Genomic DNA, 23,682 nt, shown 5'->3' on the forward strand with positions numbered 1-23,682 from the left:
CCACGAGTCGACAATGAGCACCGCACTACCGAACGCCCTCGAAGCACGGGGCACGATTGACCCCACCGGTTCGCTCGATTGCGGCGTGATCGGCAATTGCGCCTTCAGCGCCCTGGTCGACCGCATGGGCCGGATGGTCTGGTGCTGCCTGCCGCGCTTTGACGGCGACCCGGTCTTCAATGCCTTGCTCGATCCGAGCGAGAAGGGCAGCCTGTGGAGCGTCGAACTGGAAGACTTCGCCCGCAGCGAGCAAGTGTATGAACCGAACACGGCAGTGCTGCGCACGCGCCTGTTCGACAGCGGCGGCAACGGCATCGAGATCACCGACTTCGCGCCGCGCTTTTTGAGCCGCGACCGCATGTTCCGCCCCCTGATGCTGGTGCGCCGCGTGCGTCCGCTGGGCAGTGGCGTGCGTGTGCGCGTGATCATGCGGCCGCGCTTCGAATACGGCGCCAAGGCGCCCGAGATCACGCAGGGCAGCCACCACATCCGCTACGTCGGTCCCGATCAGACGCTGCGCCTGAACACCGACGCGTCGCTCAATTACGTGATGTCCGAATCGTTCTTCCTGCTCGACCGGCCGCTGAACTTCATGCTCGGACCGGACGAAACGCTGGCCGACGGCATCAAGGACACCGCGCACCGCTTCGAGCTCGAGACGATCTCGTACTGGCGCACCTGGTCGCGCCGGCTGGCGCTGCCGCTCGAGTGGCAGGATGTAGTCATCCGCGCCGCGATCACGCTGAAACTGTCGCTGTACGAAGATACCGGCGCGATCATTGCCGCAATGACGACCAGTATCCCGGAAGCACCGGGCAGCGAGCGCAACTGGGATTACCGCTATTGCTGGCTGCGCGATGCGTTCTTCGTGATCCGGGCGCTGAACAGCTTGTCCGAAGTCGGCACGATGGAAGACTATCTGCGCTGGCTGAGCAATGTCGTGGCGCGCGCCAAGGGCGGGCATATCCAGCCGCTGTATGGCATCGGGCTCGAGGAAGAGCTGCCCGAATCGATCATCGAGCACCTGCCCGGCTACCGCAACAACGGGCCGGTGCGTGTGGGCAACCAGGCGCAGGAGCACTTCCAGCACGACGTGTACGGCAATATCGTGCTCGGCGCGGCGCAGGCATTCTTCGATCACCGCCTGTTCCGCCGTGCGGGGCATGCCGAGTTCGTGCAACTCGAAGCCGTGGGTGAACAGGCGTTCCGCCTGTACGACGAACCGGACGCGGGCATGTGGGAGCTGCGCACGCGCGCCCGCGTGCACACCTCATCGGTGCTGATGAACTGGGCGGCGTGCGACCGCCTGGCCAAGATCGCCGAAGAGCTGGACTTGCCCGAGCGCGCCACGTTCTGGGGCGAGCGCGCGGAAATCATCCGCAATCGCCTGTTGACCGAAGCATGGAGCGAAGAGCGCCAGGCGTTTGCCGAAAGCCTGGGCGGACGCGACCTCGACGCCAGCGTGCTGTTGATGGCCGAGATCAACTTCATCGATCCGATGGATCCGCGCTTCGTCGCCACTGTCGACGCGCTGGAAAAGTCGCTGTGCGAGGGCCCGTACATGCGCCGCTATGAAGCGCCGGACGACTTTGGCAAGCCCGAAACGGCCTTCAATATCTGCACGTTCTGGCGCATCGATGCGCTGGCGCGGATCGGCCGCGAGGACGAAGCACGCGCTGTGTTCGAGGCGATGCTGGCGGCGCGCAATCACCTGGGCCTGCTGTCGGAAGACACGCATCCGGACACGGGCGAAATGTGGGGTAATTTCCCGCAGACGTATTCGATGGTTGGCCTGATCAACTGTGCGATGCGTCTGTCCAAGCCGTGGAACAGCGTCGTCTAACTGCATAGGCGTCATGGCCGGGTCATAATCCGCCTTCACACTTCGTCGCATCACGTTGCGATGGAGTGTGCATGAAGCAGAAATCTTCGCCTGACCGGACGGCAGCGTTGGCGCAGGCCGGAAAGCGCCCCTCGTGAAAGAGGGTGAACTCCAGCGCAGCATGGCCGGCAAGACCATCGTCCTGCTCAGCGTCCCGGCTGGCGCCGGCCACACCCGGGTTGCTGAGGCCATCCGCGCCTGCGCCGCGGCCGACCATCCCGACGCCACGGTCATCCACCTGGATGCGATGGCGTTTGCCACGCCGCTGCTGCGCAAGGTCTATACCCAGTTCTATCTGCGCCTGATCACCCGCGCGCCGGGCCTGTGGCGCTATATCTACCGCTGGACCGATGCGGCCAGGCCGGATAGCCTGGTCAGCCGGCTGCGGCGCCGCATCGAACGGCATGCGTGCCGCTCCTTGATCGATGAAATCGCGGTACTGAAACCCGACGCGATCATCTGTACCCATTTCCAGCCGGCCGAAGTGCTGTCGCAACAGATCGCCGCTGGAAAACTCACGTGCCCGCTCTGGGTACAAGTCACCGACTTCGACCTGCACCGCATGTGGCTGCAGCCGCACGTCACCGGCTATTTTGCCGCCAACGACGAGGTGGCGTTCCGCATGCACGAGCAGGGCGTCGCCGCGCATGCCATCTATGTCTCTGGTATTCCCACGATGCCGGCGTTTTCCCTCACCCACGACCGCGCCGACTGCGCCAGAGCACTTGGCCTGAATCCGGCGCTGCCGACCTTCCTGCTGATGGGCGGCGGCGCCGGTCTGGGCGGCCTGCACCGCGTGGCGCAGCAGTTGCTGGCGATTCCGGGCAATTTTCAATTGATCGCTTTGGCCGGCAAGAACGTTGCCGAACTGGCCGCACTGCAGCGCCTGGCCGTGCGGTTCCCGGGCCGGCTGGCGCCGCATGGGTACACGGACCACGTCGAGCGCCTGATGGCGTGCGCCGATCTGGTGATCACCAAGCCGGGCGGCGCGACGACGGCCGAATGCCTGGCGATGGGCTTGCCGATGATCGTCAATGCACCGATCCCTGGCCAGGAAGAACACAACGCCAATTATCTGCTTGAGCATGGCGCCGCGCTCAAGGCGGTGGATCTGCCAACGCTCGACTACCGCATCCGCTACTTGATGGCGCATCCGGAAAAACTGGCCGACATGGCAGCCTGTGCACGCGCCCTTGGCCGCCCGCAGGCTGCGCGCCACGTCGTCGAAACCGTTCTGGTGCAAGCCGCCCGCCAACAGGATGCCGTCCATGTTTGAATTGCCCGATGGCGCCAGGCTCGTGGCGACGGTGTGCGCCGTGCTGGCGCTGGCGTATCTGTTCGCGCGCGTGGAGGTGGAAATCGAAGGCGAGGCCGGCTGGGCAGCAAATCTGCCGACCTGGCGCATTGAGGAGCATCTGCTGCTCGACATCTTCTGGGGCGGCCGCGCGCTGACCGGTTACCACCTGTGGATGTTCTCGTTCATCGGGCTGGTGTTTCACTTTCCGCTGTTTGTCATGGGCCAGTGGTCGTGGCAGCTCGAGGCGACGATCATGGCGTCGATCATGCTGTTCTGGATCGTCGAGGATTACCTGTGGTTCGTCATCAATCCCGCGTTCGGCTGGCGCCGCTTCAAGCAGGTGCATGTGGCGTGGCACAAGCGCTGGGCGCTGGGCGCGCCGATCGATTACTGGCTGTTCGGCGCCGTCAGTGCGCTGCTGTTCTGGTACGGGGCCTGAGCCAGGTCCAGCGCATGGCGCACGCGATCGCATAACTCGCCCGAGGTGCGCGAAATCAGTTCCGGCGGAATGTCGAACTTGTTCGTCAGGCGATCGTAGTCTTCAAAGCCGTACGAGACCATGAACGGGTGCATGCCGGTGTTGGCAGCGGCCGTGAAATCCTTGTGCTCGTCGCCGCAGATATAGCCGCGCGCCGGATTCACGCCGAAGCGCTCGCGCACGGCCCGAAACGATGCCGTCTTCTTGTCCTTCAGTGGAATATGCTCCAGAAAATCCAGTGCGCCGATATCGATGTCGTGGCGCAGGAACAGCTGGCGCAGCGTCTCGAGGGGCTCGATCGTGATATTGCGCGTGACGATGCCCACGGTGATGCCGGGCGCAGCGATCAGTTCGCGGATCAGGTCGGGAATGCCGTCATACAGCCGGGCTTCTTGCCGGTAGATGTCGGTCAGCGTGTCGACCAGTTTGGCGCGGCTGTTCTTGCGCAGGTTTTTCTTGATGATCGACGGGAATTGTTTGAGGCCGCCCACATACTTGAGCAGGTGGTGCCGTTTCTGGAACGCCGTTTCAGCGCCGAGCACGCAGCCGTGCTGGTTGAAGGCCATGGCGATCGCCGAAAAAGCATCGATGGTGGTGCCATCCGCGTCGAGGATGAGAAGCCGTTTATCACTGTTGTACATGTGCAGCGCTCCCGATGCCGTTGACCGGACCGGCATATCAACCTTGCCGGTGCTCACTGTACGTCATCATCGGGCGCTGTCATGACAGGGGTGTGACAAACGGCCTGCTGACATGCTTACGTGGTCGCGAGGTAACGGTCCAGTTCGGCATGGTCCAGCAGGCTGTCGCCCAGGCGTGTTGAGGCGATCAGGCTGCGTGCCTCGTCCCCGCCCAGGCAGTCGACCTTGAACATCTTGTAGAAGCTCCACATCCGCCCGAACCCGTTGCGCAGGCACAGGACCAGGCGCGTATCGTATTGGGGCAGGCGCTGCACGGTTGCCGGATCGAAGGCGTAACCGGCGCTGGCGTCGAGCAGCGGCACGTCGCCCCGGCGCGAGCGCGCCGCGTGGGGCTCGTCGTTCGCATACAGATACGGTTCTTTTTCGCGGGCACGCGGTTTTCGGCAAGCCCATTGACGACCATCCATTCCGACAGCGCCGTGGTGCCGCATTTTGCGACGCCGACAATGAATACATGCTTGATCGTCATCACTCATCTCCTGGGAAATGGTTATGCCACCGGGACGATAGTCTCACCACACACTGCTGACCGGCGTGTGAAGAACGCCGAATCGGTACACTGGCATCCTTCAGACTTTGTCGGGGCAAGCATGCGTTCCATGGATTTCAGCTCGTGGCAAGGTGCGATGACGACCATCATCGGCCTTGCCATCATTACCCTTCTCGGGGTGGGCATTCGCCTCATCATCATGCAGACGATCCAGCAGCGGCGCGAGCGCATGAACCGCCAGATCAATGAGCGGCTCAAGACACTAATCGCGGCCTACCGCGCGCTGGGCGGCTCGTTCACCGGTCAGCTGACGGTCGATCCGACCCATTTGCGCGATCTGCACGAGCGCACCCGGGCCGGGGAGGGCGCGCTGCCAGTGGCCGAGGAAACCTTCAGCTCCGAACGGTCACGCCGCATGCGCGATGCGGTCGAGGCCGCGCTGGCGGACATCCTGCTGCTGGGCACCGAAGAGCACTGCCGGCTGGCGGGACAGGCTGCAGCGGACCTGGCGGCCGGCCGGCCGATTCACACGGCAGACCTGGTGATCAGCCTGCGCGGTTTTATTCGCAGCGCACTGGACCTGGGGCCAATGCCGGCCAATGTGCTGATTCCGCTGCAGGGACCGACGCGTACCCAGGGCGGCGCGGCGCGTGGCAAGGGCGAGGTGGGTGGTAACCGGGGCGGTGGCAATGGCGGGGGCAATGCGGATGGCGGCGGCGGTGGCGGCATGGGCATGGGGCTGGCGCCGGGATTGGGGCGCAAGGATGCCGATCAGGCCGGCTGATGCACCCCTGATCCGGCAAGCGCTGCGGCTGCCTTGGCGGCATACATCGCCTTGTCGGCGTGCGAAAGAAGTTCGTCGCGGTTGCCGCCATGCTCGGGATAGTGCGCAACACCGACACTGACCGACATCTGCAGCCACTGTCCTTCGCCCAGCTCGACCGGCGGTGCCAGCGCCAGGTGAATCTTGTCCAGCACCAGCCCCGCATCGGCGGGCAGCGTGACGTCTTCCAGCAGGACGACGAATTCATCACCACCCAGGCGCGCCAGCGTATCGCTGTTGCGCAGGCAGGCTGAGACACGACGCGCGACCTCCTGCAACAACCGGTCGCCGCAGGCATGACCGAAGCTGTCGTTGACCTGTTTGAACCGGTTCAGGTCGATGAACAGCAGGGACAACCGCTCCTGCTGGCGCCGGGCATGCGCCAGCGCGGTATCGAGACGGTCGTAGAACAGGCGCCGGTTTGGCAGGCGGGTCAGCTCGTCGTGCAGGGCCATGAACTGCAGTTGCGCATGCAGTTGCCTGCGTCCGATGGCGGCGGCGAGCTGATCGGCTACGAACACCAGCAAGTCCCGGTCCTGCGTCCGGTACGGCGTGTCATCCGGACCATTGCGCAGCGCGATGACGCCAACGACGCCATCGGGCGTGGTGATTGGTACGGCCAGCGCGCCGCCTGCCATGGTCGCCGCAGCCGCCCGCAAGGGCGCCGGCAGGCCGTCCTGCGCGCCCGGCGCGAGCAGCAGCGGCGCAGCGCACTGCGCCACTGTCTCGCACAGAAGCGGCATCAGCGATGCGTCGCACGGGGCGCCATCGTCCACGAGGTACGTGAAGTCCATGTCCTGGCCTGCCTTGTCGCACAGGGCCACCCCGAAGCAGGAGGCCGGCAAGAGCTCACGGACGATGGCGTGGCTGCGTCCGAACAGGTCGGCCAGATTGTCGCTCGCATGGGCCGCTTCCGATATCGCGTACAGCACCGACTGCATCGCCTGGGCCTGTTTCAGGGCGGTGACGTCGCGCGCAACGGCCACGCGCAGCTGATCGGCCTCGGACCAGCGCGCCGACCACATGATATGGACGATGCTGCCGTCCTTGCGCAGGTAGCGGTTTTCAAAGTTGGTATGGGCCTGGCCATTCATGATGTCCTGCGCCGCGGCGAGCGTGCGTTCACGGTCGGCGGGGGCGACCAGGTCGATCACGCGCAGGCCAATCATTTCCTGCTGCGTATAGCCGAAGATGTTGACACCGGCCGCGCTGACGTACACGAACCGCCCGCCGGCGTCGACCATGCAGACGGCGTCGAGCAGCAGGTCGGTGAAGTTGGCAATCGGGGCGCGGACGGTGTATTCCATGTACATATTCTAAATGACATTTGATCTGAAATCCGGTCAGATCGTGGCGTCATGCGCATGGGGGTTCAACACAATTGCTGAGGCTCTTGTTGCGCACAACACGCCGCTGCCGCTCAATGCCGAAGATGAACGGCGCCGTTCATTGGCTGTACTGTTCGTCGCTGACTTTTTCCATCCATTCGACATTCTTGCCATCGCCGCTCTGCTGAATCGCCATGTGCGTGAGCGCCGTCGTTGGCGCGGCGCCGTGCCAGTGCTTGACACCAGGCGGGGTCCAGACCACGTCGCCGGGACGGATCTGCTCGACGTTGCCGCCCCACTGCTGGATGCGCCCCGTACCGGCAGTGACGATCAGTATTTGTCCCATCGGGTGCGTATGCCAGGCCGAACGCGCACCCGGTTCAAAGGTCACGACCCCGCCCGACACGGTGGATGGCGCGCGCGCATCGAACAGCGGATCTACGCGCACGCGGCCTGTGAAATTCTGCGCAGGACCGCTGATCGAGGCCTGGCTGCCCGCGCGCGCGATGACCATGGTGGCTGGCGTACCGTTCGTACTGCTGGCAAGGGCCGATGCGCCCAGGGTGAGCGACATGACTGTCGCAGTAATGATCTTCATCGTCATCCTTCCGGTTCTGTGGTCCGGTTATGTGCGCCAGACCGGTATGTCAATCAATGTTGGATTGCTGACTGTCGATTGCCCCTATATCAGGCGACGTCCGGCAGGCGGTCGAGGAACTTGTCCAAAGTGATGGGGTAGTCGCGCACGCGTACTCCCGTCGCGTGATAGACCGCGTTCGCGACGGCGGCTGCGACGCCGCTGATACCGAGTTCGCCCACGCCCTTGGCCTTGAGCGGTGACGCGGCCGGATCGACTTCGTCGAGGAAGATGACGTCCTGGTGTGGAATATCGGCGTGGACCGGCACTTCGTAGCCTGCCAGGTCGTGATTGACGAAGTAGCCAGCGCGCTTGTCGACGACGAGTTCTTCCATCAGTGCTGCGCCGACGCCCATCGTCATTCCGCCAATGACCTGGCTGCGTGCTGTCTTGGGATTGAGGATCCGGCCAGCTGCACACACGGCAAGCATGCGCCGCACACGGATCTCGCCAGTGGCGGCGTCGACCCCGACCTCGACAAAATGCGCGCCGAAGGTCTGGATCGCATACTGCTTGGCGAGTTCGCCGAATTCCATGACATCCTCGGCCTCGATGTCGCGCCACCTCGACGCATGCGTCAGCGGGACGGCGCGGCTGCCGGCGCGTACCATGCCGCCGACGAATTCGGCGCTTGCCGGGTCCATGTCGAGTTGGCGCGCCACGGCCTCGCGCAGTTTGACGCAGGCGGCATACACGCCTGCCGTCGAGGATGCCGCGCCCCATTGCCCGCCCGAACCGGCGGACTCGGGAAAGCGCGAGTCGCCGAGTCGTACGTTCACCCTGTCCACACCGATACCCATCATCTCTGCGGCGGTCTGGGCAAGGATGGTGTAGGTGCCGGTGCCGATATCGGTCATGTCGGTCTCGACAGTCACGATGCCGAGATGGTCGAGACGCACACGGGCCGCCGACTTCGCCACCGGCGCGCCGCGGATCGCCGCTGCCATTCCCATGCCGACCAGCCAGCGGCCATCCCGCCGGCTGCGCGGGCGCGCGGTGCGTTCGCTCCAGCCAAAGCGTGCCGCCCCTGTCTGCAGGCACTCGACCAGCTGGCGCTGCGAAAACGCGCGCGTCGGTTCTTCAGGATCGACCTGGGTGTCATTGAGCACACGGAATGCCACCGGATCCATGCCGAGCTTCTCGGCCATCTCGTCCATCGCAATTTCAAGCGCCATCATGCCTGGCGCCTCGCCCGGCGCACGCATTGCGCTGCCCTCCGGGAGATCGAGGTGCGCCAGCCGCAGGCGCGTCATGCGGTTCGGGCCGGCATACAGCAGGCGGGTTGCCGTGGTGGCTGCTTCGGGCCTGCCGCCGGCGATATTGCCTGACCAGCTTTCGTGCCCGATGGCCGTGATCCTGCCATCGCGGCTGGCGCCGATGCGAATCCGCTGGATCGTCGCGGGGCGGTGGGTGACGTTGTTGAACATGAGTGCGCGCTGCAGCGTCACCTTGACTGGCTGGCCCACCTTGCGGGCTGCGACTGCCGCCAGTACCGCATCGGACAGAATTGTGCCCTTGCCGCCGAAGCCCCCGCCGATGTACGGCGAGACAATGCGCACGTCATCCTCGGCAATGCCCAGTGTCTTCGCGATGTCGCGCACGCCCCAGTTGACCTGCTGGATGGAAGTCCATAGTGTGAGCTTGCCACCGTTCCACGCCGCGATGGTCGCGTGCGGCTCCATCATCGCATGCGACTGGTCAGGCGTCGTGACGCGCACGTCGAGTTTCACGGCTGCGCTGGCATAACCGCCTTCGAAGTCGCCGGCAGCCGTTTCGGGCGGCGGTGCGTACGGCGCCACCTTCGAGAGGGGCGCAGCGTCCTTTGCTGCCGCCAGGTCGAATGCGCCTTTGGCTTTGGCATACCGCACCCGCACCAGTTGCGCGGCAGCTCGGGCCTGCTCGAAGGTTTTCGCCACGACAATGGCGACCGCCTGGTGGTAGTGATCCACGTCCGGCCCGGCCAGCGCACGCGCCGCGTAGAACGCGCCCTTGTCGAGCTTGCCTGCATTCGCGGCGCTGATGACGGCGAGCACCCCCGGCGCCTGGCTGGCCGGCCGTGCATCGACCGCCTCGATGCGCCCTTTGGCAATGGCCGCGCCGACGATGTAGCCATACACTGCGCCCGGCGCTGCAGCATGCTGCTCATAGGCGTAGGTTGCGGTGCCGGTGGTCTTTAACGGCCCATCGATGCGGTCGGTCGGCTGGCCGACGACCTTGAGCTGGTCGATCGGGTTGGTGGTGGCTGGGGTATCGAATCTCATGATGCCGTGCTCCTTGCTTGTGCGATGACCGAACCGAGCGTGCGCTCGACCAGCGTCAGCTTGAATGCGTTCTCGTGCGTCGGCCTGGCGCCTGCGAGCAGGCGCGCGGTCACGGCTTTGGCGCCGCGCGGCAGCTCGCGTTCGGCTTCCTCGACCCGCCAGGGCATGGGCGCGACGCCACCGAGGGCGACGCGGCCACTGCCGTCCGCTTGCACAATGGCGCCGACGGACACCAGTGCGAAGGCATACGACGCACGGTCGCGCACCTTGTGATAAATGTGCACGCCGCCGACTGGTGCAGGCAAAGTGACTGCAGTGATCAGTTCGCCATGCTGCAGCGTGTTGTCGCGCTGAGGCGTAGCGCCCGGCAGCCGGTAAAATTCGGCGATCGGGATCCCACGCCGGGTGCCGTCGGCCTTGACCGTCTCGACGGTGGCGTCGAGTGCCCGCATGGCCACGGCCATGTCGCCAGGATACGTCGCAATGCACGTGTCACTGACGCCAATGACCGCATGCTGGCGGCTGAAACCGCCGATTGCGCTACAGCCGCTGCCGGCTTTGCGCTTGTTGCAGGACTGGTTCGTGTCGTAGAAGTAAGGGCAGCGTGTCCGCTGCAGCAGGTTGCCCGCCGTGGTTGCCTTGTTGCGCAGTTGTCCGGACGCGCCGGCAAGCAGGGCGCGCGACAGCAGGCTGTAATCGCGGCGCACCCGCATGTCCGTCGCCAGATCGGTGTTGCGCACCAGGGCGCCGATACGCAAACCGCCCTCGGGTGTTTGCTCGATCCTGTCCAGGCCCAGGGGATTCACGTCGACGAGATGGGTGGGCGTCTCGATTGCGAGTTTCATCAGGTCGAGCAGGTTGGTGCCGCCAGCAATGAATTTCGCGTGGGGATTGCGCCCGACCGCAGCCGCCGCCTGCGCCAGCGACTGCGCGCGTTCATAGGTAAATGCTTTCATGGCGTGCCTTTCGTGCCGTTCATGCCGGCGACTTCGGTGATGGCGTCGATGATGTTCGAATAGGCGCCGCAGCGGCAGATATTCCCGCTCATACGTTCGCGCAGTTCGCTGGCGCTGAACACCGGTTGGGCCGTGAGTTGTTCGCTGACGTGGCTCGGTATCCCCGCCTCGATCTCGCCGAGCGCGGCCACTGCCGAACAGATCTGGCCAGGCGTGCAATAACCGCACTGGTAGGCATCGTGCTTGACGAAGGCCGCCTGCATGGCGTGCATGTGCTCCGGCGTACCCAGGCCTTCGATCGTGGTGATGCTATCACCCTCGTGCATGACGGCCAGCGACAGGCAGGCGTTGATGCGGCGGCCGTTGACCAGGACCGTGCACGCACCGCACTGGCCCTGGTCGCAGCCCTTCTTGGTGCCGGTGACGTGCAGGTGCTCGCGCAAGGCGTCCAGCAGTGTGGTGCGCGTATCGATACGGAGTTCACGGGACTGGCCATTCAGACTGATCGTCAGCGTTGCTACTGCACCTTGCGCGGCAACCGGGGGCGGTGCGGCAACGGCGGTAAATGGCATGACGCCGACGGCCGTTGCGGCCGATCCGGTAAGCAGGAATTCCCGGCGCGACAATTCAAGACTATCTGGACTATTCATGCATGCATCTCCCATCAGTGACTGTGGTCGTACCGAACGGCAGTCGATACGCGTTTTCTTGCAGAGCCAACAAGCTTGCGGCCAGCACGATTGAAACGGTATCCTCATCCTGTCGATTCATTGCCCGATTCTCTGGAAGCGCGACAATTCCATAGTCATCCGTCATATCTCGACATATCCTTGCGGCGACAATGGAGACCCAGACCGTGCATCAGACTTCCCATGCTGCCTTGCCCTATCCGCTCGCGCCGCAGCGCCGCGACGCATTGCGAACCCACCTGGTCAAGCGCGTCAGCGCGCTGATGGGATCGGCAGCAAGCCTGGAGACGGCCATACCCGGGGTGACGCTGTATCGCTATTGCGCGCCGACCTTTCCGGATTCGGTGACCTATGAGCCAAGCATGGCGATCGTATTGCAAGGGAAGAAACGCGTCAGGTTGCGCGACACAAGTTTCGACTACGACTGCGCCAACTTCCTGCTGACGTCGCTAGACCTGCCGGTGACGAGCCAGGTCATCGAGGCCAGCAGGGATGCGCCTTACCTGTGCATGCGGCTCAAGCTCGACATCGCGATGGTCCGCGAACTGCTGGGGCAAGAGCCGGTCCGCGCAGCATCGGTGGACATCGACCGGCCGGCAATGACCACCGCAGAAACCACGGTCGAGTTCCTCGATGCGTTCTGCCGCCTGCTCGATCTTCAGTCTGCGCCGCAGGACATCGCATTCATGGGCGAGCTGATCAAACGCGAAATCATTTATCGCCTGCTTCAAAGCACCGAAGGAAAACGCCTGCACGCGATCGCGACGATCGGCGAAAACAGTCAGCGCACTGCCAAGGCGGTTGAGTGGATTCGGGATAACTACACGAAACGGTTGCGCATGGACGTGCTGGCCGAGATCGCCTGCATGGGTGTCTCGACATTGCATCATCAGTTCCGCGCCTTGACGTCCATGAGCCCGCTGCAGTACCAAAAGCAGTTGCGCCTGCACGAGGCGCGGCGCCGCATGCTCACGGACGGCCTGGACGCTGCGCACGCAGCGTTCGAAGTCGGCTACGAAAGCGCCAGCCAGTTCAACCGCGAATACAGCCGGTTCTTTGGCCAGTCGCCAATGCGCGACGTGCGTGCATTGCGCACCGTTGGCGATGAGCAGGACGGCCAGGCCACCCACATCGCCTGACCTGTGCAGGACAACCTGCCTGCGCCCTCCCACCCGCACCAACGCACGCGCCGCTCAGGCGCTGCCTGCGTTTTGCGCCCGTGCGTTAGTCCGGGCGGGGCGTCATGCGCATAGAGTGCGCTTTTGGGAAACAAGGAAGGACATCCGTAGGAGTATTCCGGTTTAAGAAAAATTGCTCGTTTGATAGCAATTCGGACAGCTGACTAGCGCAAAATAAAGTCCGCTCAGGATGTTTATCCACTTCAAAACTACACCATCGACGGGGTCGTCAGGCGCAGCCAGCCTGCGCATCATCGGGGCAGCGCCGTTCTGCTGCGCAAGTCAAGAAGGAGTCAGGCATGTCCAAAACAAGCAAGGCCACGAACAATCTGCATCATGTGCAGAACCAATGGGGCGGGAATTCCGCGCAGTGGCATGAAGGCGGCATGTGGATCATCGGCGCACGGCCCGGCCAGCACGTGGTGGCGCTCGACCTCACTTCCAGCGACAACGGGAAGACGCTCACCGGGCAAATGAAATACGCAGGCGAAGGCGCCATCGGCTTTCGCGCCACTCTGACCCAGAGCAACACGTACACCGTCGAGAATCAGTGGGGCGGCGCGTCGGCGCCGTGGCATCCGGGCGGGACCTGGGTCATCGGCTGCCGCCCTGGCCAGAGCGTAGTCGCCATCCATGTCGAATCGGGCGACAACGGTGCCACGCTGAAGGGGACGATGACCTACAGTGGCGAAGGCCCGATCGGTTTTCAAAGCCAGACGAGCGATGGCGCCGTGTACGCTGTCGAAAATCAGTGGGGCGGCGCGTTCGCGCCCTGGCACCAGGGCGGCATCTCCGTGCTCGGCTGCCGTGATCAGGCGGTGCTCGCGGTCGACCTGAGCTCGACCGATGGCGGCAAGACCCTGACCGGCACCATGACGTATGCGGGCGAAGGCCCCATCCGCGTGCGCGCCACGGCGGTCGCCGGCAACAACTACCAGGTCGAAAACCAGTGGGGCGACACGTCGTCGGCATGGCATCCGGGCGGTGTCTGGCTGATCGGCTGCCGTGTCGGCCAGCACAGCGTGGCACTCAATGTCACGTCCGGCAACCAGGGTAACAACCTGCATGGCGGCATGACCTACAACGGCGAAGGCGCGATCGGCTATCGCAGCACGGAATTGCCGATGTAATTGGTGTTGTACCGGCCGTGCTGCTGCAAGCGGCATGGCCCACAATCACAATCGGGGTCACACAATCAATCACAATCGGGGTCAGGTCTGACATTCGGACACGAGCTCGACAAAAACCTATCTATGAAATCCTTGGTGGAGAGGCCAAGGAAGAGTCTGTGTCCAAATGTCAGACCTGACCCCTGCTGTGAGGAAGAGTCCGTGTCCGAATGTCAGACCTGACCCCGGCTGTGATCTTGGCTGCCTCTCGGTCATTGCAATTCTCCGGCCTTTTTATTGATTGCCAGCGCTTGCGGCTCAACCCGTCAACGGCAGCGGCGTTACCGTCACCTGCACGTCGAGCTCCTGCTTGCCGCCACCCAGCACGATGCCGCGCATCGGCGTCACGTCGCTGAAGTCGCGGCCCCAGCCCAGCGTGATGTGCTCATGCTGCACGAGACAGCGGTTGGTCGGATCGAAATCCACCCAGCCCAGCGCCGGACAGAACACCGACACCCACGCGTGCGACGCATCGGCCCCGATCAGGCGCGGCTTGCCTTCCGGCGGGTGCGTCAGGATGTAGCCGCTGACATAGCGTGCCGGCAGGCCGACGCTGCGCAGGCAGCCGATCATCAACTGCGCGAAATCCTGGCATACGCCGCGCCGGCCGCGCAGCACCTGGTCGAGCGGCGTCGAGATGTCGGTGGCCTTGCTGTCAAATTCGAAGTCGTCGAAGATCCGGTGCGTCAGGTCGAGCGCCGCGTCGAGCTGCGCCCGGCCCGGGACGTAGCTCTCGCGCGCATACGCTTCCAGTTCGGGGAACAGCGCGACCTGGGGCGACGCGTACAGGTAGCGGCAAGCCTCCAGCGTGGCCGCGCTTTTTTCCTTGCCCATCATGTCGCGCACGCTTTCCCACGGCAGCGTGCCGGCGATCTGCGCCAGCGTGTAGCGCGCGCGCAGCGAGACCGTCGATTCGGCGTGCACCAGCAGGCTGTCATGCGGCACCGTCAGCGCCACGTGGCGCGTGATATTGCCGAAGTAATCGACGCCCTCGTTGCTGTCGTTGATCACCGGATCGAGCCAGATCAGGTGCGACTCGGTCTGCTGGCACGAAAACGAGCGCGGCGTCAGGTGCAGGTATTGCTGCGACAGCGTCACCATGCTGTTGTACTTGTAGCGCGTCTCGTGCACCACGCGATAACGCGCGACGACATCGGCGCCCACGGTGCCCGGCAGCAAATCGGTCATGAGGTACGGTTCCTTTGCCGGCCATTGGCGGTGTAGCTGAAAAACTGGACGCCGATCTGCTCGGACAAGGCCGCGCTGGCTTGCCCGATGCGGCTGAGAAGGTCGCTGAGCAGTGCGTTGCCGTGGTTCAGGTCGACGCCCGGATCGAGCGCCGTCAGTTCGGCCTTCAGTGGCGTCAACAGGTCCAGGCCACCAGCGCCCTGAGCCTGCGTGACCTTGCCCAGCGTGCCAATGATGCCGTTCAACTGGAACACGATCGAGCGCGGATTGGTTTCGTCCAGCAGCAGCAGGTCGAGGACGGGCAGCCACTCGGGCTGGGCACGGTAGCGGGCGCGGTAGGTGATGATGCTGTCGGACAGTTCGAGCACCCAGTCGAGATTGCCGTTTTCATCCATCGCCAGTGCGCGCTGCAGCACGACCGCCTGGAACTGCAGGCGCTCCAGGCGCCGGCCGATCGACATGAAGCGCCAGCCGAGGTCGCGCACCATGCCGTCGAGGGCGAAGCCGGCCAGCGTCATCAGCGCCGCGGCGGCATCGTCGAGAATCGTCATGACGCCCGACTGCGACGGCCGCTCACCGGGCGGCGCGACCGGCTGCACCATGCGGTTCAGGGCGCGCCAGTTGTCGACCGAGAAGCGCTCGTGCAGCTGGCCGGCGATCCGGTGCAATTGCTGCTGCTGGCGCGCCAGGCCCGGAACGGCAGGCGACACCACCGCCTGCAGCAGCGCCGATTCGATCTCGGCATCGGTGAAGATCGGGGCCGGCAGGGCGCTGGCCGTGCCCGGCAACTTGCGTGATCCCGTAACGGCGGGCGCGGCCGGCTTGCGCTGCGGATCCAGCAAACCGAACCAGATGCACAGCGCCTCCACGGTCGGCCACTCGGCGCCGCGCTGGTCGAAGCGCACATTGAACAGGATATTGAGCGCGACCCGCAGCAGGCGGCAGATATTGTCGCTGCGCTCGGCATGGCGGCCGAACCACAGCAGGTTTTCGGCCACGCGGCTCGACAGGTTGCTGTCTTCGCGTACCAGGTCTTCGCCCGTGATGCTGCTCTTTTGCAGGCGGTGCGTTTCGACGCGGGCGCGCGCCTGGACCCAGGTGTCCTTGCTGGCGCCGCCCATCTGCATCGTCAGCACGCGCGCATCGGGCCCGGTGGCCACGCGGGTCAGGCCGCCCGGCATCACGACATAGCCATTCGGCGTGGCGCAGGCAAACACGCGCAGGCCGACCGCGCGCGCCTGCAGGCCGGGCGCGCGGCCATCCTTCCATACCGGCGCCTGCGACAGGCGTACCAGTTCCTGGGCGATGTAATGGTTGGGATTGGCGCGCAGATTGGCAATGAACGCCGCGCGCGCCTCGCCGTCGAGATCCTGGCCAAACACGGCCGGCTGGAAGGGGATCGCGCCGCTTGGCTTGATGACCAGGCGGTCGAGCCGGGCGATGACGGTTTCCAGTGCGGCCGGTTCGCCGCACCACCAGGTCGCCACCGAGGGCATCTTGAGCGGCTCGCCCAGCAGGCGCTTGGACAGCGCCGGCAGGAAGCCGAGCAGCGCGCCCGACTCGAGCAGGCTCGAACCGAGGCTGTTGGCCACCACCACATTGCCGCGCATGGCGGCCTGGGTCAGGCCGGCCACGCCGAGCAGCGAATTTTGCAGCTCGAGCGGATCGCACGATTCGTCGTCGACCCGGCGCATGATCACGTGTACCCGGTGCAGCCCGGCCAGTGTCTTGATGAAGACGACACCGTCGCGCACCGTCAGGTCGCCGCCTTCAACGAGCGTCAGGCCCAGGTAGCGCGCCAGGTAGGCCTGCTCGTAATAGCTTTCGCTGCGCGGGCCCGGCGTGAGCAGCACGATCAGCGGCATTTCGCCCTCGCGCAGCGGCGCCGGCTTGTCGCCATGGGCCGCGCACAGCCGGCCCCAGTGCACCAGACTGTCGTGCATGGTGCGGAAGAACGGCGACACCGGCTGCACTTTCAGTTCGCGCAGCAGGTCGGGGAAGGTGGGGGCGATGATGGACCGGTTTTCGAGTGCATAGCCAGCGCCCGACGGCGCCTGCGTACGGTCGGCCATCACCCACCAGCGGCCATCGGGCGCGCGCGCCAGGTCGACCGCATAGAAATGCAGCGCCACGTCGTCGTGGTGGCGCATGCCGTGGCACGGGCGCAGAAAGCCCGCATGGCCATGGATCAATGCCGATGGCAGCAAGCCTTCGCGCAGCATCGCCTGCTCGCCATACACGTCGCCCAGAATCTTGTTGAGCAGCGTGGCGCGCTGGATCACGGCCGCTTCGATGCCGCTCCATTCCTCGTGCGGCAGGATCAGCGGCAGCACGTTCAGGTCCCACTGGCGCGGCCTGGTGCCGGCATCGGCCAGCACGTTGTAGCTGACGCCGTTTTCGCGCACCTGGCGCGCCACCATCTCGAAACGCTGGCGCATCATGTCCGGTGCTTCGTGCTCCAGGTTGGCAAGCATCGCACGCCAGTGCGCACGTGGCGCCTTGTCGGCGCCCAGCATTTCATCGAAACCATCCGGCGCGGCCAGATAGGGGGCAAGCAGTTGATTGGGCATTGGCGTGCAGCTTTACGGTTGAAACGAATGCCAGCTTACATCGGCTGCCAGCGCAAATCGAGGGTCATCGGGAAGCTCGGATTGAGGTCTTCCTTATACACCGTGAACGGGCCCGGCGTGTGACCATGCGGCCAGAAGCGGGCAAAGCGGCGCGCCTCGGCAGCATTCGCATTGACCGGCGAGCCGGTTTCGCTGCGCCCGCCCGGGTGCACGACGTGGTAGGTGCAGCCGCCGATCGAGCGCCCGCTCCAGGTGTCGACCAGGTCGAACACGAGCGGCGCCTGCACCCGGATGCTCGGATGCAGCGCCGACCACGGGCTCCACGCACGGAAGCGCACGCCGGCCACATATTCGCCCGGCACGCCGGTCGGATGCAGCGGCAGCATGCGGCCGTTGCAGGCCACCACGTGGCGCCCGTCGGTCAGGCCGCGCACCAGCAGCTGCATGCGTTCCACCGACGAATCGACGTAGCGCGCGGTGCCGCCGGCACTGACTTCTTCGCCCAGCACGTTCCACGGCTCGATCGCCTGGCGCAGTTCCATCTCGACGCCTTCGTAGACGACGGTGCCAAAGCGCGGGAAGCGGAACTCGATGAACGGCTCGAACCAGTGGTCCTCGAACGCATAGCCGGCCGCGCGCAGGTCTTTCGCCACGTCGCGGATATCCTGCGCGACGAAGTGCGGCAGCATCCAGCGGTCATGCAGCGCCGTGCCCCAGTGCACCAGCTTGGCCTGCAGCGGCTGGCGCCAGAAGCGCGCGACCAGTGCGCGCAGCAGCAGCATTTGCAAGAGGCTCATGCGCTCGTGCGGCGGCATTTCAAACGCGCGGAATTCCACCAGGCCCAGGCGGCCGGTCGGGCCGTCCGGCGAGTACAGCTTGTCGATCGAGAACTCCGAGCGGTGCGTGTTACCCGTCAGGTCGACCAGCATATTGCGCAGCAGGCGGTCGACCATCCACGGCTTGTCGCCGGGGTGCATGGTCGGCAGCACCTTGTCCATTTGCTGGAACGCGATCGCCAGCTCGTACAGGTTGTCGTCGCGCGCTTCATCGACGCGCGGCGCCTGGCTGGTCGGGCCGATGAAGGTGCCCGAGAACAGATACGACAGGGCAGGGTGGATCTGCCAGTACGTGATCAGGCTTTTCAGCAGGTCCGGCCGGCGCAGCATTGGGCTGTCTTCGACCGTGGCGCCGCCCAGCGTCGCGTGGTTGCCGCCGCCGGTGCCGGTGTGGCGGCCGTCGAGCATGAATTTTTCGGTGCCCAGGCGGGTCAGGCGCGCTTCCTGGTACAGCGTCGTCATGTTGTGGACCAGCTCATGCCAGCTTGCCGCCGGATGAATATTGACCTCGATGACGCCCGGATCGGGCGTGACGCTGAGCAGCTTGATACGCGGGTCGCGCGGCGGCGCATAACCCTCGATGCGCAGCTTCATCTTCAGCTTGGCGGCCGTGTTCTCGACCGCCGTGACGAGCGCCAGGTAATCCTCGATGCGCTTTTGCGGCGGTATGAAGATGTACAGGCGGCCGGCACGCACTTCGAGGCACAGCGCGGTATGAATGACTTCGCGCGCTTCCGGGTCAGCCGAGAGAGGCGCCGACTTGTGCGTCGATTTCCCGGGCGCCACGCTCAGGACCGGGCGCCGGTCCTTCTTGCCGACCGGGAGCGGGCCGCGCGGCGCGAACGGGTCGACATCGAAATCGGGATCGCGCTCTTCGGGCAGCACCCACGGCAGCGTGGCCAGCGGCAGCCGCAGGCCGATCGGCGAATCGCCCTCGATCAGGTACAGGTTTTCGCGCTTGAGCGGCCACGGCGACGTGCGCCAGCTGGTGCCGAGCATGACCGACGGATCGTGTTCGCGGGCTTTGAGTGGCAGCACGTAGCCGGCCACCTGGCCCAGGCCCCGTTCGAGCAGGCGCGCCAGGCGGCGGCGCTCTTCCGGCGCTTTCAGGTCGGCGTCCAGCGGATCGAGATTGCGCGGCAACGCCTGCTCGCGCTGGGCTTGCAGCAGCACGTCTTCGTAGGCGGGAATAGCGCTGCCGGCCGGCAGGCCGAGCGATTTGACCAGCTCCGCGGCAAAGCGGCCGGCATCTTCGCTGCCGTAGCCATCATCGATGTGCTCGTCCGAGAACAGCGACGGATCGAACCACATCGGCTGGCCATCGACGCGCCAGAAGATGTTCAGAGCCCAGCGCGGCAGCGGCTCGCCGGGATACCACTTGCCCTGGCCGTAATGGATCATGCCGCCCGGTGCAAAATGGTTCTTCAGGCGGTGCATCAGGTTGCCCGCCAGCTCGCGCTTCTTGTCGCCGTGCGCCAGCGTGTTCCATTCGGCGCCGTCCATGTCGTCGATCGACACAAAGGTCGGCTCGCCACCCTGTGTCAGGCGCACGTCCTGGTTCACCAGGTCGGCATCGACCTGCTGGCCCAGGCGATTGATCTTGTCCCAGTCGTGTTCCGTGTACGGCTTGGTCACGCGCGGGTCTTCGTGGATGCGCGTGATCGTCATTTCGTGGACGAACGTGACTTCGGCCTTGTCGGTAAAGCCGGTGACCGGCGCAGCCGACGACGGCATCGCCGTGCAGGCCAGCGGAATATGGCCTTCGCTGGCCAGCATGCCCGAGGTCGGGTCGAGGCCAATCCAGCCGGCGCCCGGCACATACACCTCCGTCCAGGCATGCAGATCGGTGAAGTCGACGGTGGTGCCGCTCGGGCCGTCGAGCGCTTCCTGGTCGGCGGTGAGCTGGATCAGGTAGCCGGACACGAAACGCGCCGCCAGGCCCATCTCGCGCAGGATCTGCACCAGCAGCCAGCCGGTATCGCGGCAGGAGCCGGAGCGTATCTGCAATGTGTCTTCCGGCTCCTGCACACCCGGCTCCATCCGCAGCAGGTACGCGATGTCGCGCTGCAGGCGCTGGTTGATGGCCACCAAAAAGTCGTTCGTGCCCATCGGCTGGGCCAGCAGGTCGCGCCGCGCGCTGGCGACCCACTCGGCCAGCAGCGGGCCAGGCTCTTGCGATTTGGTGTACGGGCTCAGTTCGGATTGCAGCAGGTCGGGGTAGGCGAACGGGAAGGTCTCGGCGTATTTTTCGACGAAGAAGTCGAACGGGTTAATCACCGTCATGTCAGCAACGAGGTCGACTGTGAACTCGAGCACGTCGGTTTGTTCGGGGAACACGAAACGGCCGATGTAATTGCCGTACGGGTCTTGCTGCCAATTGATGAAATGCTCTTTCGGCAGGACGGTCAATGAGTACGACAGGATCGGTGTACGCGCATGTGGCGCCGGACGCAGGCGCACTTCATGCGGTGACAGATTGACCAGGCGGTCGTAACGGTAGCTGGTCTTGTGATGAAGCGCAACGCGGATAGCCATGCGGTGGTGCCTTTCGATTGGGGCGCGATCGATGCCGGCGCTCTGAATTTGGTCGTATTGGTTTGCGCGCAACTAAGTAAGCGCAATATAGAAGCATTTAAGCATGATTCATACCTGCGTTCGTTTGACTTGCGAGTCGGACGGGGTGGCTGGCACGTTTCTTGTTAGTATTCTGGCACAGGAGGCAATGATGTCGAACTTTTACGATGAAATGTATTCCACGGCAGCAACCGTACGACCTCATTACCAGGCGTTCGCGGATTGGCTCGCCCAGCAGCCCCCACATCTGATCGATCAGAAGCGGGCAGAAGCCGAGCTGAACTTCCAACGCGTGGGGATCACGTTCGCTGTGTACGGCGACAACGCCGGCAAGGAACGGTTGATCCCATTCGACATCATTCCGCGTGTGATCAACGCCGCCGAGTGGGCCAAGCTGCAGGCCGGCCTGGTGCAGCGCGTGACCGCGCTGAACCGCTTCCTGCACGATGTGTACCACGACCAGAACATCTTGAAGGCAGGCGTCATTCCCGCCGAACAGATCCTGAATAATGCGCAGTACCGACCGGCCATGCAAGGCGTCAAGGTGCCCCTGGATATCTACGCGCACATTGCCGGCGTCGACATCGTGCGCGCCGGCGAGGGCGAGTTCTACGTCCTGGAAGACAATCTGCGCGTGCCGTCAGGCGTGTCGTACATGCTGGAAAACCGCAAGATGATGATGCGGCTGTTCCCGGCACTGTTCGCGCGCAACCGCGTGGCCCCGGTCGACCATTATCCCGACCTGCTGCTGGACAATCTGCGCACCGTGGCGCCGCATGGCGGCGACGATCCGACCGTGGTCGTGCTCACGCCCGGCATGCACAATTCGGCCTACTTCGAGCATGCGTTCCTGGCCCAGCAAATGGGCGTGGCGCTGGTGCAGGGGCAAGACCTGTATGTCAGCAATGACACCGTCTACATGCGCACGACGCGCGGCCCGAAGCAGGTCGATGTCATCTATCGCCGCATCGACGACGATTACCTCGATCCGCGCGCGTTCCGCCCCGAATCCACGCTGGGCGTGCCGGGCCTGCTCGACGCCGTGCGCGCTGGCCGCGTTGGCCTGGCCAATGCCATCGGCACTGGCGTGGCCGACGACAAGTCGATCTACCCGTTCGTGCCCGACATGATCGAGTTCTATCTCGGCGAAAAGCCGATCCTGAACAACGTGCCGACCTATCAATGCCGCAAAAAAGAGCACCTGGACTACACACTGGCGAACTTGCCGCAACTGGTGGTCAAGGAAGTGCACGGCGCCGGCGGCTACGGGATGCTGGTCGGACCGGCCTCGACGACGGCCGAGATCGAAGATTTCCGCCGCCGCCTGCTGGCCAATCCGGACGGCTACATTGCCCAGCCGACGCTGGCTTTGTCGGCCTGCCCGACCTATGTGGAATCGGGCATCGCGCCGCGCCACATCGATCTGCGCCCGTTCGTGTTGTCGGGCAAGACCGTGTCGATGGTGCCGGGCGGGCTGACCCGCGTGGCGTTGCAAGAAGGCTCCCTGGTGGTCAATTCGTCGCAGGGCGGCGGCACCAAGGACACCTGGATACTGGAGAACTAGCATGTTGAGCCGCACCGCAGATCATTTGTTCTGGATGGCCCGCTACACCGAGCGGGCCGAAAACACGGCGCGCATGCTTGACGTGCGTGTTCAGTATTCGCTGATGCCGCAATCGGCCCAGGCCGAGCAGCAGGGCTGGCGCACGATGTTGAGCGTGTCCGAACTCGAAGCGCAGTTCGACGCCAAGTACGACGCGCTGACGCAGAAGAACGTCATCGACTTCATGGTGCGCGACCCGGACAATCCGTCGTCGATCGCGAGCTGCCTGCGCGCCGCGCGCGAAAACGCCCGCGCCGTGCGCGGCACCTTGACCACCGAAGTCTGGGAAACCGAGAACACCACCTGGCTCGTGCTGCAAAAGCACCTGAGCGAGCGCATGTTCGAACGCGATCCCGGCCAGTTCCTCGAATGGGTCAAGTACCGCTCGCACCTGTCGCGCGGCGTCACACTGGGCACGATGTTCCAGGATGAAGCGTTCAACTTCATCCGCCTGGGTACCTTTTTGGAACGGGCCGACAACACGGCGCGGATCCTCGACGTGAAGTTCCGGTTCCTGGCGTCCGACACGATCCAGGAAGGCGCGCAGGGCGAATACTATTACCTGGCCGCGCTGCTGCGCTCGGTCTCCGCGTTCGAGACGTATCGCAAGGTGTACCGCCACGCGATTACGCCGACCCGCGTGGCCGAACTGTTGATTTTGCAGGGCAAGATGCCGCGCTCGCTGGTGGCGTGCATGGCCGCTGTCGTCGCCGTGCTGCAGGACGTACGCAACGAGCTGTCGCACGACACCGAGCGGCTGGCGGAAAAACTGCATGCGTCGCTCAAGTCGGCCGAGATCAACGAGATCCTCGAGGAAGGCCTGCACGAGTTTTTGACCAAGTTCCTGGCTTGTATTGGCGAGCTGGGCAACGGCATTGGACGCGACTTCCTGCTGCCGGTGGCGCCGGAGTTGCCGGAGGTTGCGCCAGCGCCGGCACCGACCCAGTCGCAGACGCAGTCGCAAACTTCGTCGCAGACCTCGTCACAGACGCAGACCCAGTCGCAGACGCGTTGATCAATCC

The 23,682-nt window shown here is 64.6% G+C and carries 18 protein-coding genes; 8 read left to right on the plus strand and 10 right to left on the minus strand.

Going from position 1 to position 23,682, the window contains the following annotated elements:
- Window positions 1–13 precede the first annotated feature (13 nt).
- The 3 genes from AC56LY_RS22900 (at window position 14) to AC56LY_RS22910 (ending at window position 3,618) form a co-directional block, all read left to right on the plus strand.
- Window positions 14–1,843 carry a glycoside hydrolase family 15 protein gene (locus tag AC56LY_RS22900; RefSeq protein ID WP_499583473.1) on the plus strand — a complete coding sequence of 610 codons (1,830 nt, stop codon included), beginning with the start codon at window positions 14–16 and terminating at the stop codon, window positions 1,841–1,843.
- Between the two features lie 160 nt (window positions 1,844–2,003).
- Window positions 2,004–3,158, plus strand: a complete 1,155-nt coding sequence (locus AC56LY_RS22905; RefSeq protein WP_499583474.1) for an MGDG synthase family glycosyltransferase — start codon at window positions 2,004–2,006, stop codon at window positions 3,156–3,158.
- On the plus strand, window positions 3,151–3,618 hold the full coding sequence (locus tag AC56LY_RS22910; RefSeq protein ID WP_499583388.1) for a hypothetical protein: 468 nt from the start codon (window positions 3,151–3,153) through the stop codon (window positions 3,616–3,618). The genes AC56LY_RS22905 and AC56LY_RS22910 overlap by 8 nt, the downstream gene beginning before the upstream one ends.
- On the opposite strand, the gene AC56LY_RS22915 is transcribed toward AC56LY_RS22910, so the two are convergent.
- Window positions 3,567–4,298 (minus strand): HAD family hydrolase, encoded by a 732-nt coding sequence (locus AC56LY_RS22915; protein WP_499583389.1) that lies wholly within the window; start codon window positions 4,296–4,298, stop codon window positions 3,567–3,569. The two genes, AC56LY_RS22910 and AC56LY_RS22915, sit on opposite strands and share 52 nt — an antisense overlap.
- Window positions 4,299–4,414: 116 nt before the next feature.
- Window positions 4,415–4,765 (minus strand): hypothetical protein, encoded by a 351-nt coding sequence (locus AC56LY_RS22920; RefSeq protein WP_499583390.1) that lies wholly within the window; start codon window positions 4,763–4,765, stop codon window positions 4,415–4,417.
- A gap of 183 nt (window positions 4,766–4,948) precedes the next feature.
- On the opposite strand from AC56LY_RS22920, the gene AC56LY_RS22925 reads away from it, so the two are divergent.
- Window positions 4,949–5,632, plus strand: coding sequence for a hypothetical protein (locus tag AC56LY_RS22925; RefSeq protein WP_499583391.1), 684 nt, complete (start codon window positions 4,949–4,951; stop codon window positions 5,630–5,632).
- Here AC56LY_RS22925 and AC56LY_RS22930 read toward each other — a convergent pair.
- The 5 genes from AC56LY_RS22930 to paoA form a co-directional block, all read right to left on the minus strand.
- Complete coding sequence (locus tag AC56LY_RS22930) at window positions 5,620–6,978, minus strand: sensor domain-containing protein (protein ID WP_499583393.1); 1,359 nt, start codon at window positions 6,976–6,978, stop codon at window positions 5,620–5,622. The two genes, AC56LY_RS22925 and AC56LY_RS22930, sit on opposite strands and share 13 nt — an antisense overlap.
- Window positions 6,979–7,117: 139 nt before the next feature.
- Window positions 7,118–7,597: a (R)-mandelonitrile lyase gene (locus tag AC56LY_RS22935; protein ID WP_499583394.1), complete on the minus strand. Its 480-nt coding sequence runs from the start codon at window positions 7,595–7,597 to the stop codon at window positions 7,118–7,120.
- 89 nt (window positions 7,598–7,686) lie between these two features.
- Entirely contained in the window at window positions 7,687–9,897 is a 2,211-nt protein-coding gene (gene paoC, locus AC56LY_RS22940; protein WP_499583395.1) for an aldehyde oxidoreductase molybdenum-binding subunit PaoC, read from the minus strand.
- Window positions 9,894–10,853 (minus strand): FAD binding domain-containing protein, encoded by a 960-nt coding sequence (locus tag AC56LY_RS22945; RefSeq protein ID WP_499583396.1) that lies wholly within the window; start codon window positions 10,851–10,853, stop codon window positions 9,894–9,896. The genes paoC and AC56LY_RS22945 overlap by 4 nt, the downstream gene beginning before the upstream one ends.
- Window positions 10,850–11,503: an aldehyde dehydrogenase iron-sulfur subunit PaoA gene (paoA, locus tag AC56LY_RS22950; protein ID WP_499583398.1), complete on the minus strand. Its 654-nt coding sequence runs from the start codon at window positions 11,501–11,503 to the stop codon at window positions 10,850–10,852. Before paoA ends, AC56LY_RS22945 begins: the two co-directional genes overlap by 4 nt.
- Window positions 11,504–11,709: 206 nt before the next feature.
- Here paoA and AC56LY_RS22955 point away from each other — a divergent pair, with 206 nt between their 5' ends.
- Window positions 11,710–12,681, plus strand: a complete 972-nt coding sequence (locus tag AC56LY_RS22955; protein ID WP_499583399.1) for an AraC family transcriptional regulator — start codon at window positions 11,710–11,712, stop codon at window positions 12,679–12,681.
- Between the two features lie 338 nt (window positions 12,682–13,019).
- Window positions 13,020–13,850: a lectin OAA family protein gene (locus tag AC56LY_RS22960; protein WP_499583400.1), complete on the plus strand. Its 831-nt coding sequence runs from the start codon at window positions 13,020–13,022 to the stop codon at window positions 13,848–13,850.
- Window positions 13,851–14,147: 297 nt separating this feature from the next.
- Here AC56LY_RS22960 and AC56LY_RS22965 read toward each other — a convergent pair whose 3' ends face one another.
- Genes AC56LY_RS22965 through AC56LY_RS22975 form a run of 3 tightly spaced genes read right to left on the minus strand, consistent with a single transcriptional unit; the run spans window position 14,148 to window position 21,018 of the window.
- The gene (locus tag AC56LY_RS22965) at window positions 14,148–15,077 is read right to left on the minus strand and encodes a transglutaminase family protein (RefSeq protein ID WP_499583401.1); all 930 of its coding nucleotides are present in this window, start codon (window positions 15,075–15,077) and stop codon (window positions 14,148–14,150) included.
- Entirely contained in the window at window positions 15,074–17,647 is a 2,574-nt protein-coding gene (locus tag AC56LY_RS22970; RefSeq protein ID WP_499583402.1) for a circularly permuted type 2 ATP-grasp protein, read from the minus strand. The genes AC56LY_RS22965 and AC56LY_RS22970 overlap by 4 nt, the downstream gene beginning before the upstream one ends.
- A gap of 35 nt (window positions 17,648–17,682) precedes the next feature.
- A complete protein-coding gene (locus AC56LY_RS22975) occupies window positions 17,683–21,018 on the minus strand; it encodes a transglutaminase family protein (RefSeq protein ID WP_499583403.1) in 3,336 nt (1,111 codons plus the stop codon).
- 190 nt (window positions 21,019–21,208) lie between these two features.
- On the opposite strand from AC56LY_RS22975, the gene AC56LY_RS22980 reads away from it, so the two are divergent.
- Entirely contained in the window at window positions 21,209–22,621 is a 1,413-nt protein-coding gene (locus AC56LY_RS22980) for a circularly permuted type 2 ATP-grasp protein (protein WP_499456628.1), read from the plus strand.
- 1 nt (window position 22,622) lies between these two features.
- Entirely contained in the window at window positions 22,623–23,675 is a 1,053-nt protein-coding gene (locus tag AC56LY_RS22985; RefSeq protein WP_499583404.1) for an alpha-E domain-containing protein, read from the plus strand.
- Window positions 23,676–23,682: the final 7 nt, after the last annotated feature.

The sequence above is a fragment of the Telluria sp. ZT3P25 genome, assembly GCF_059685895.1.

Bases quoted from the DNA above. Each gene is read 5' to 3' on its own strand.
- AC56LY_RS22965 (WP_499583401.1), bottom strand. From the start codon at position 15,077: ATGACCGATTTGCTGCCGGGCACCGTGGGCGCCGATGTCGTCGCGCGT.
- AC56LY_RS22935 (WP_499583394.1), bottom strand. From the start codon at position 7,597: ATGAAGATCATTACTGCGACAGTCATGTCGCTCACCCTGGGCGCATCG.
- AC56LY_RS22900 (WP_499583473.1), top strand. From the start codon at position 14: ATGAGCACCGCACTACCGAACGCCCTCGAAGCACGGGGCACGATTGAC.
- AC56LY_RS22920 (WP_499583390.1), bottom strand. From the start codon at position 4,765: ATGGATGGTCGTCAATGGGCTTGCCGAAAACCGCGTGCCCGCGAAAAA.
- AC56LY_RS22960 (WP_499583400.1), top strand. From the start codon at position 13,020: ATGTCCAAAACAAGCAAGGCCACGAACAATCTGCATCATGTGCAGAAC.
- AC56LY_RS22980 (WP_499456628.1), top strand. From the start codon at position 21,209: ATGTCGAACTTTTACGATGAAATGTATTCCACGGCAGCAACCGTACGA.
- AC56LY_RS22945 (WP_499583396.1), bottom strand. From the start codon at position 10,853: ATGAAAGCATTTACCTATGAACGCGCGCAGTCGCTGGCGCAGGCGGCG.
- AC56LY_RS22970 (WP_499583402.1), bottom strand. From the start codon at position 17,647: ATGCCCAATCAACTGCTTGCCCCCTATCTGGCCGCGCCGGATGGTTTC.
- paoA (WP_499583398.1), bottom strand. From the start codon at position 11,503: ATGAATAGTCCAGATAGTCTTGAATTGTCGCGCCGGGAATTCCTGCTT.
- AC56LY_RS22905 (WP_499583474.1), top strand. From the start codon at position 2,004: ATGGCCGGCAAGACCATCGTCCTGCTCAGCGTCCCGGCTGGCGCCGGC.
- AC56LY_RS22985 (WP_499583404.1), top strand. From the start codon at position 22,623: ATGTTGAGCCGCACCGCAGATCATTTGTTCTGGATGGCCCGCTACACC.
- AC56LY_RS22925 (WP_499583391.1), top strand. From the start codon at position 4,949: ATGCGTTCCATGGATTTCAGCTCGTGGCAAGGTGCGATGACGACCATC.
- AC56LY_RS22930 (WP_499583393.1), bottom strand. From the start codon at position 6,978: ATGGAATACACCGTCCGCGCCCCGATTGCCAACTTCACCGACCTGCTG.
- AC56LY_RS22975 (WP_499583403.1), bottom strand. From the start codon at position 21,018: ATGGCTATCCGCGTTGCGCTTCATCACAAGACCAGCTACCGTTACGAC.
- AC56LY_RS22915 (WP_499583389.1), bottom strand. From the start codon at position 4,298: ATGTACAACAGTGATAAACGGCTTCTCATCCTCGACGCGGATGGCACC.
- AC56LY_RS22910 (WP_499583388.1), top strand. From the start codon at position 3,151: ATGTTTGAATTGCCCGATGGCGCCAGGCTCGTGGCGACGGTGTGCGCC.
- paoC (WP_499583395.1), bottom strand. From the start codon at position 9,897: ATGAGATTCGATACCCCAGCCACCACCAACCCGATCGACCAGCTCAAG.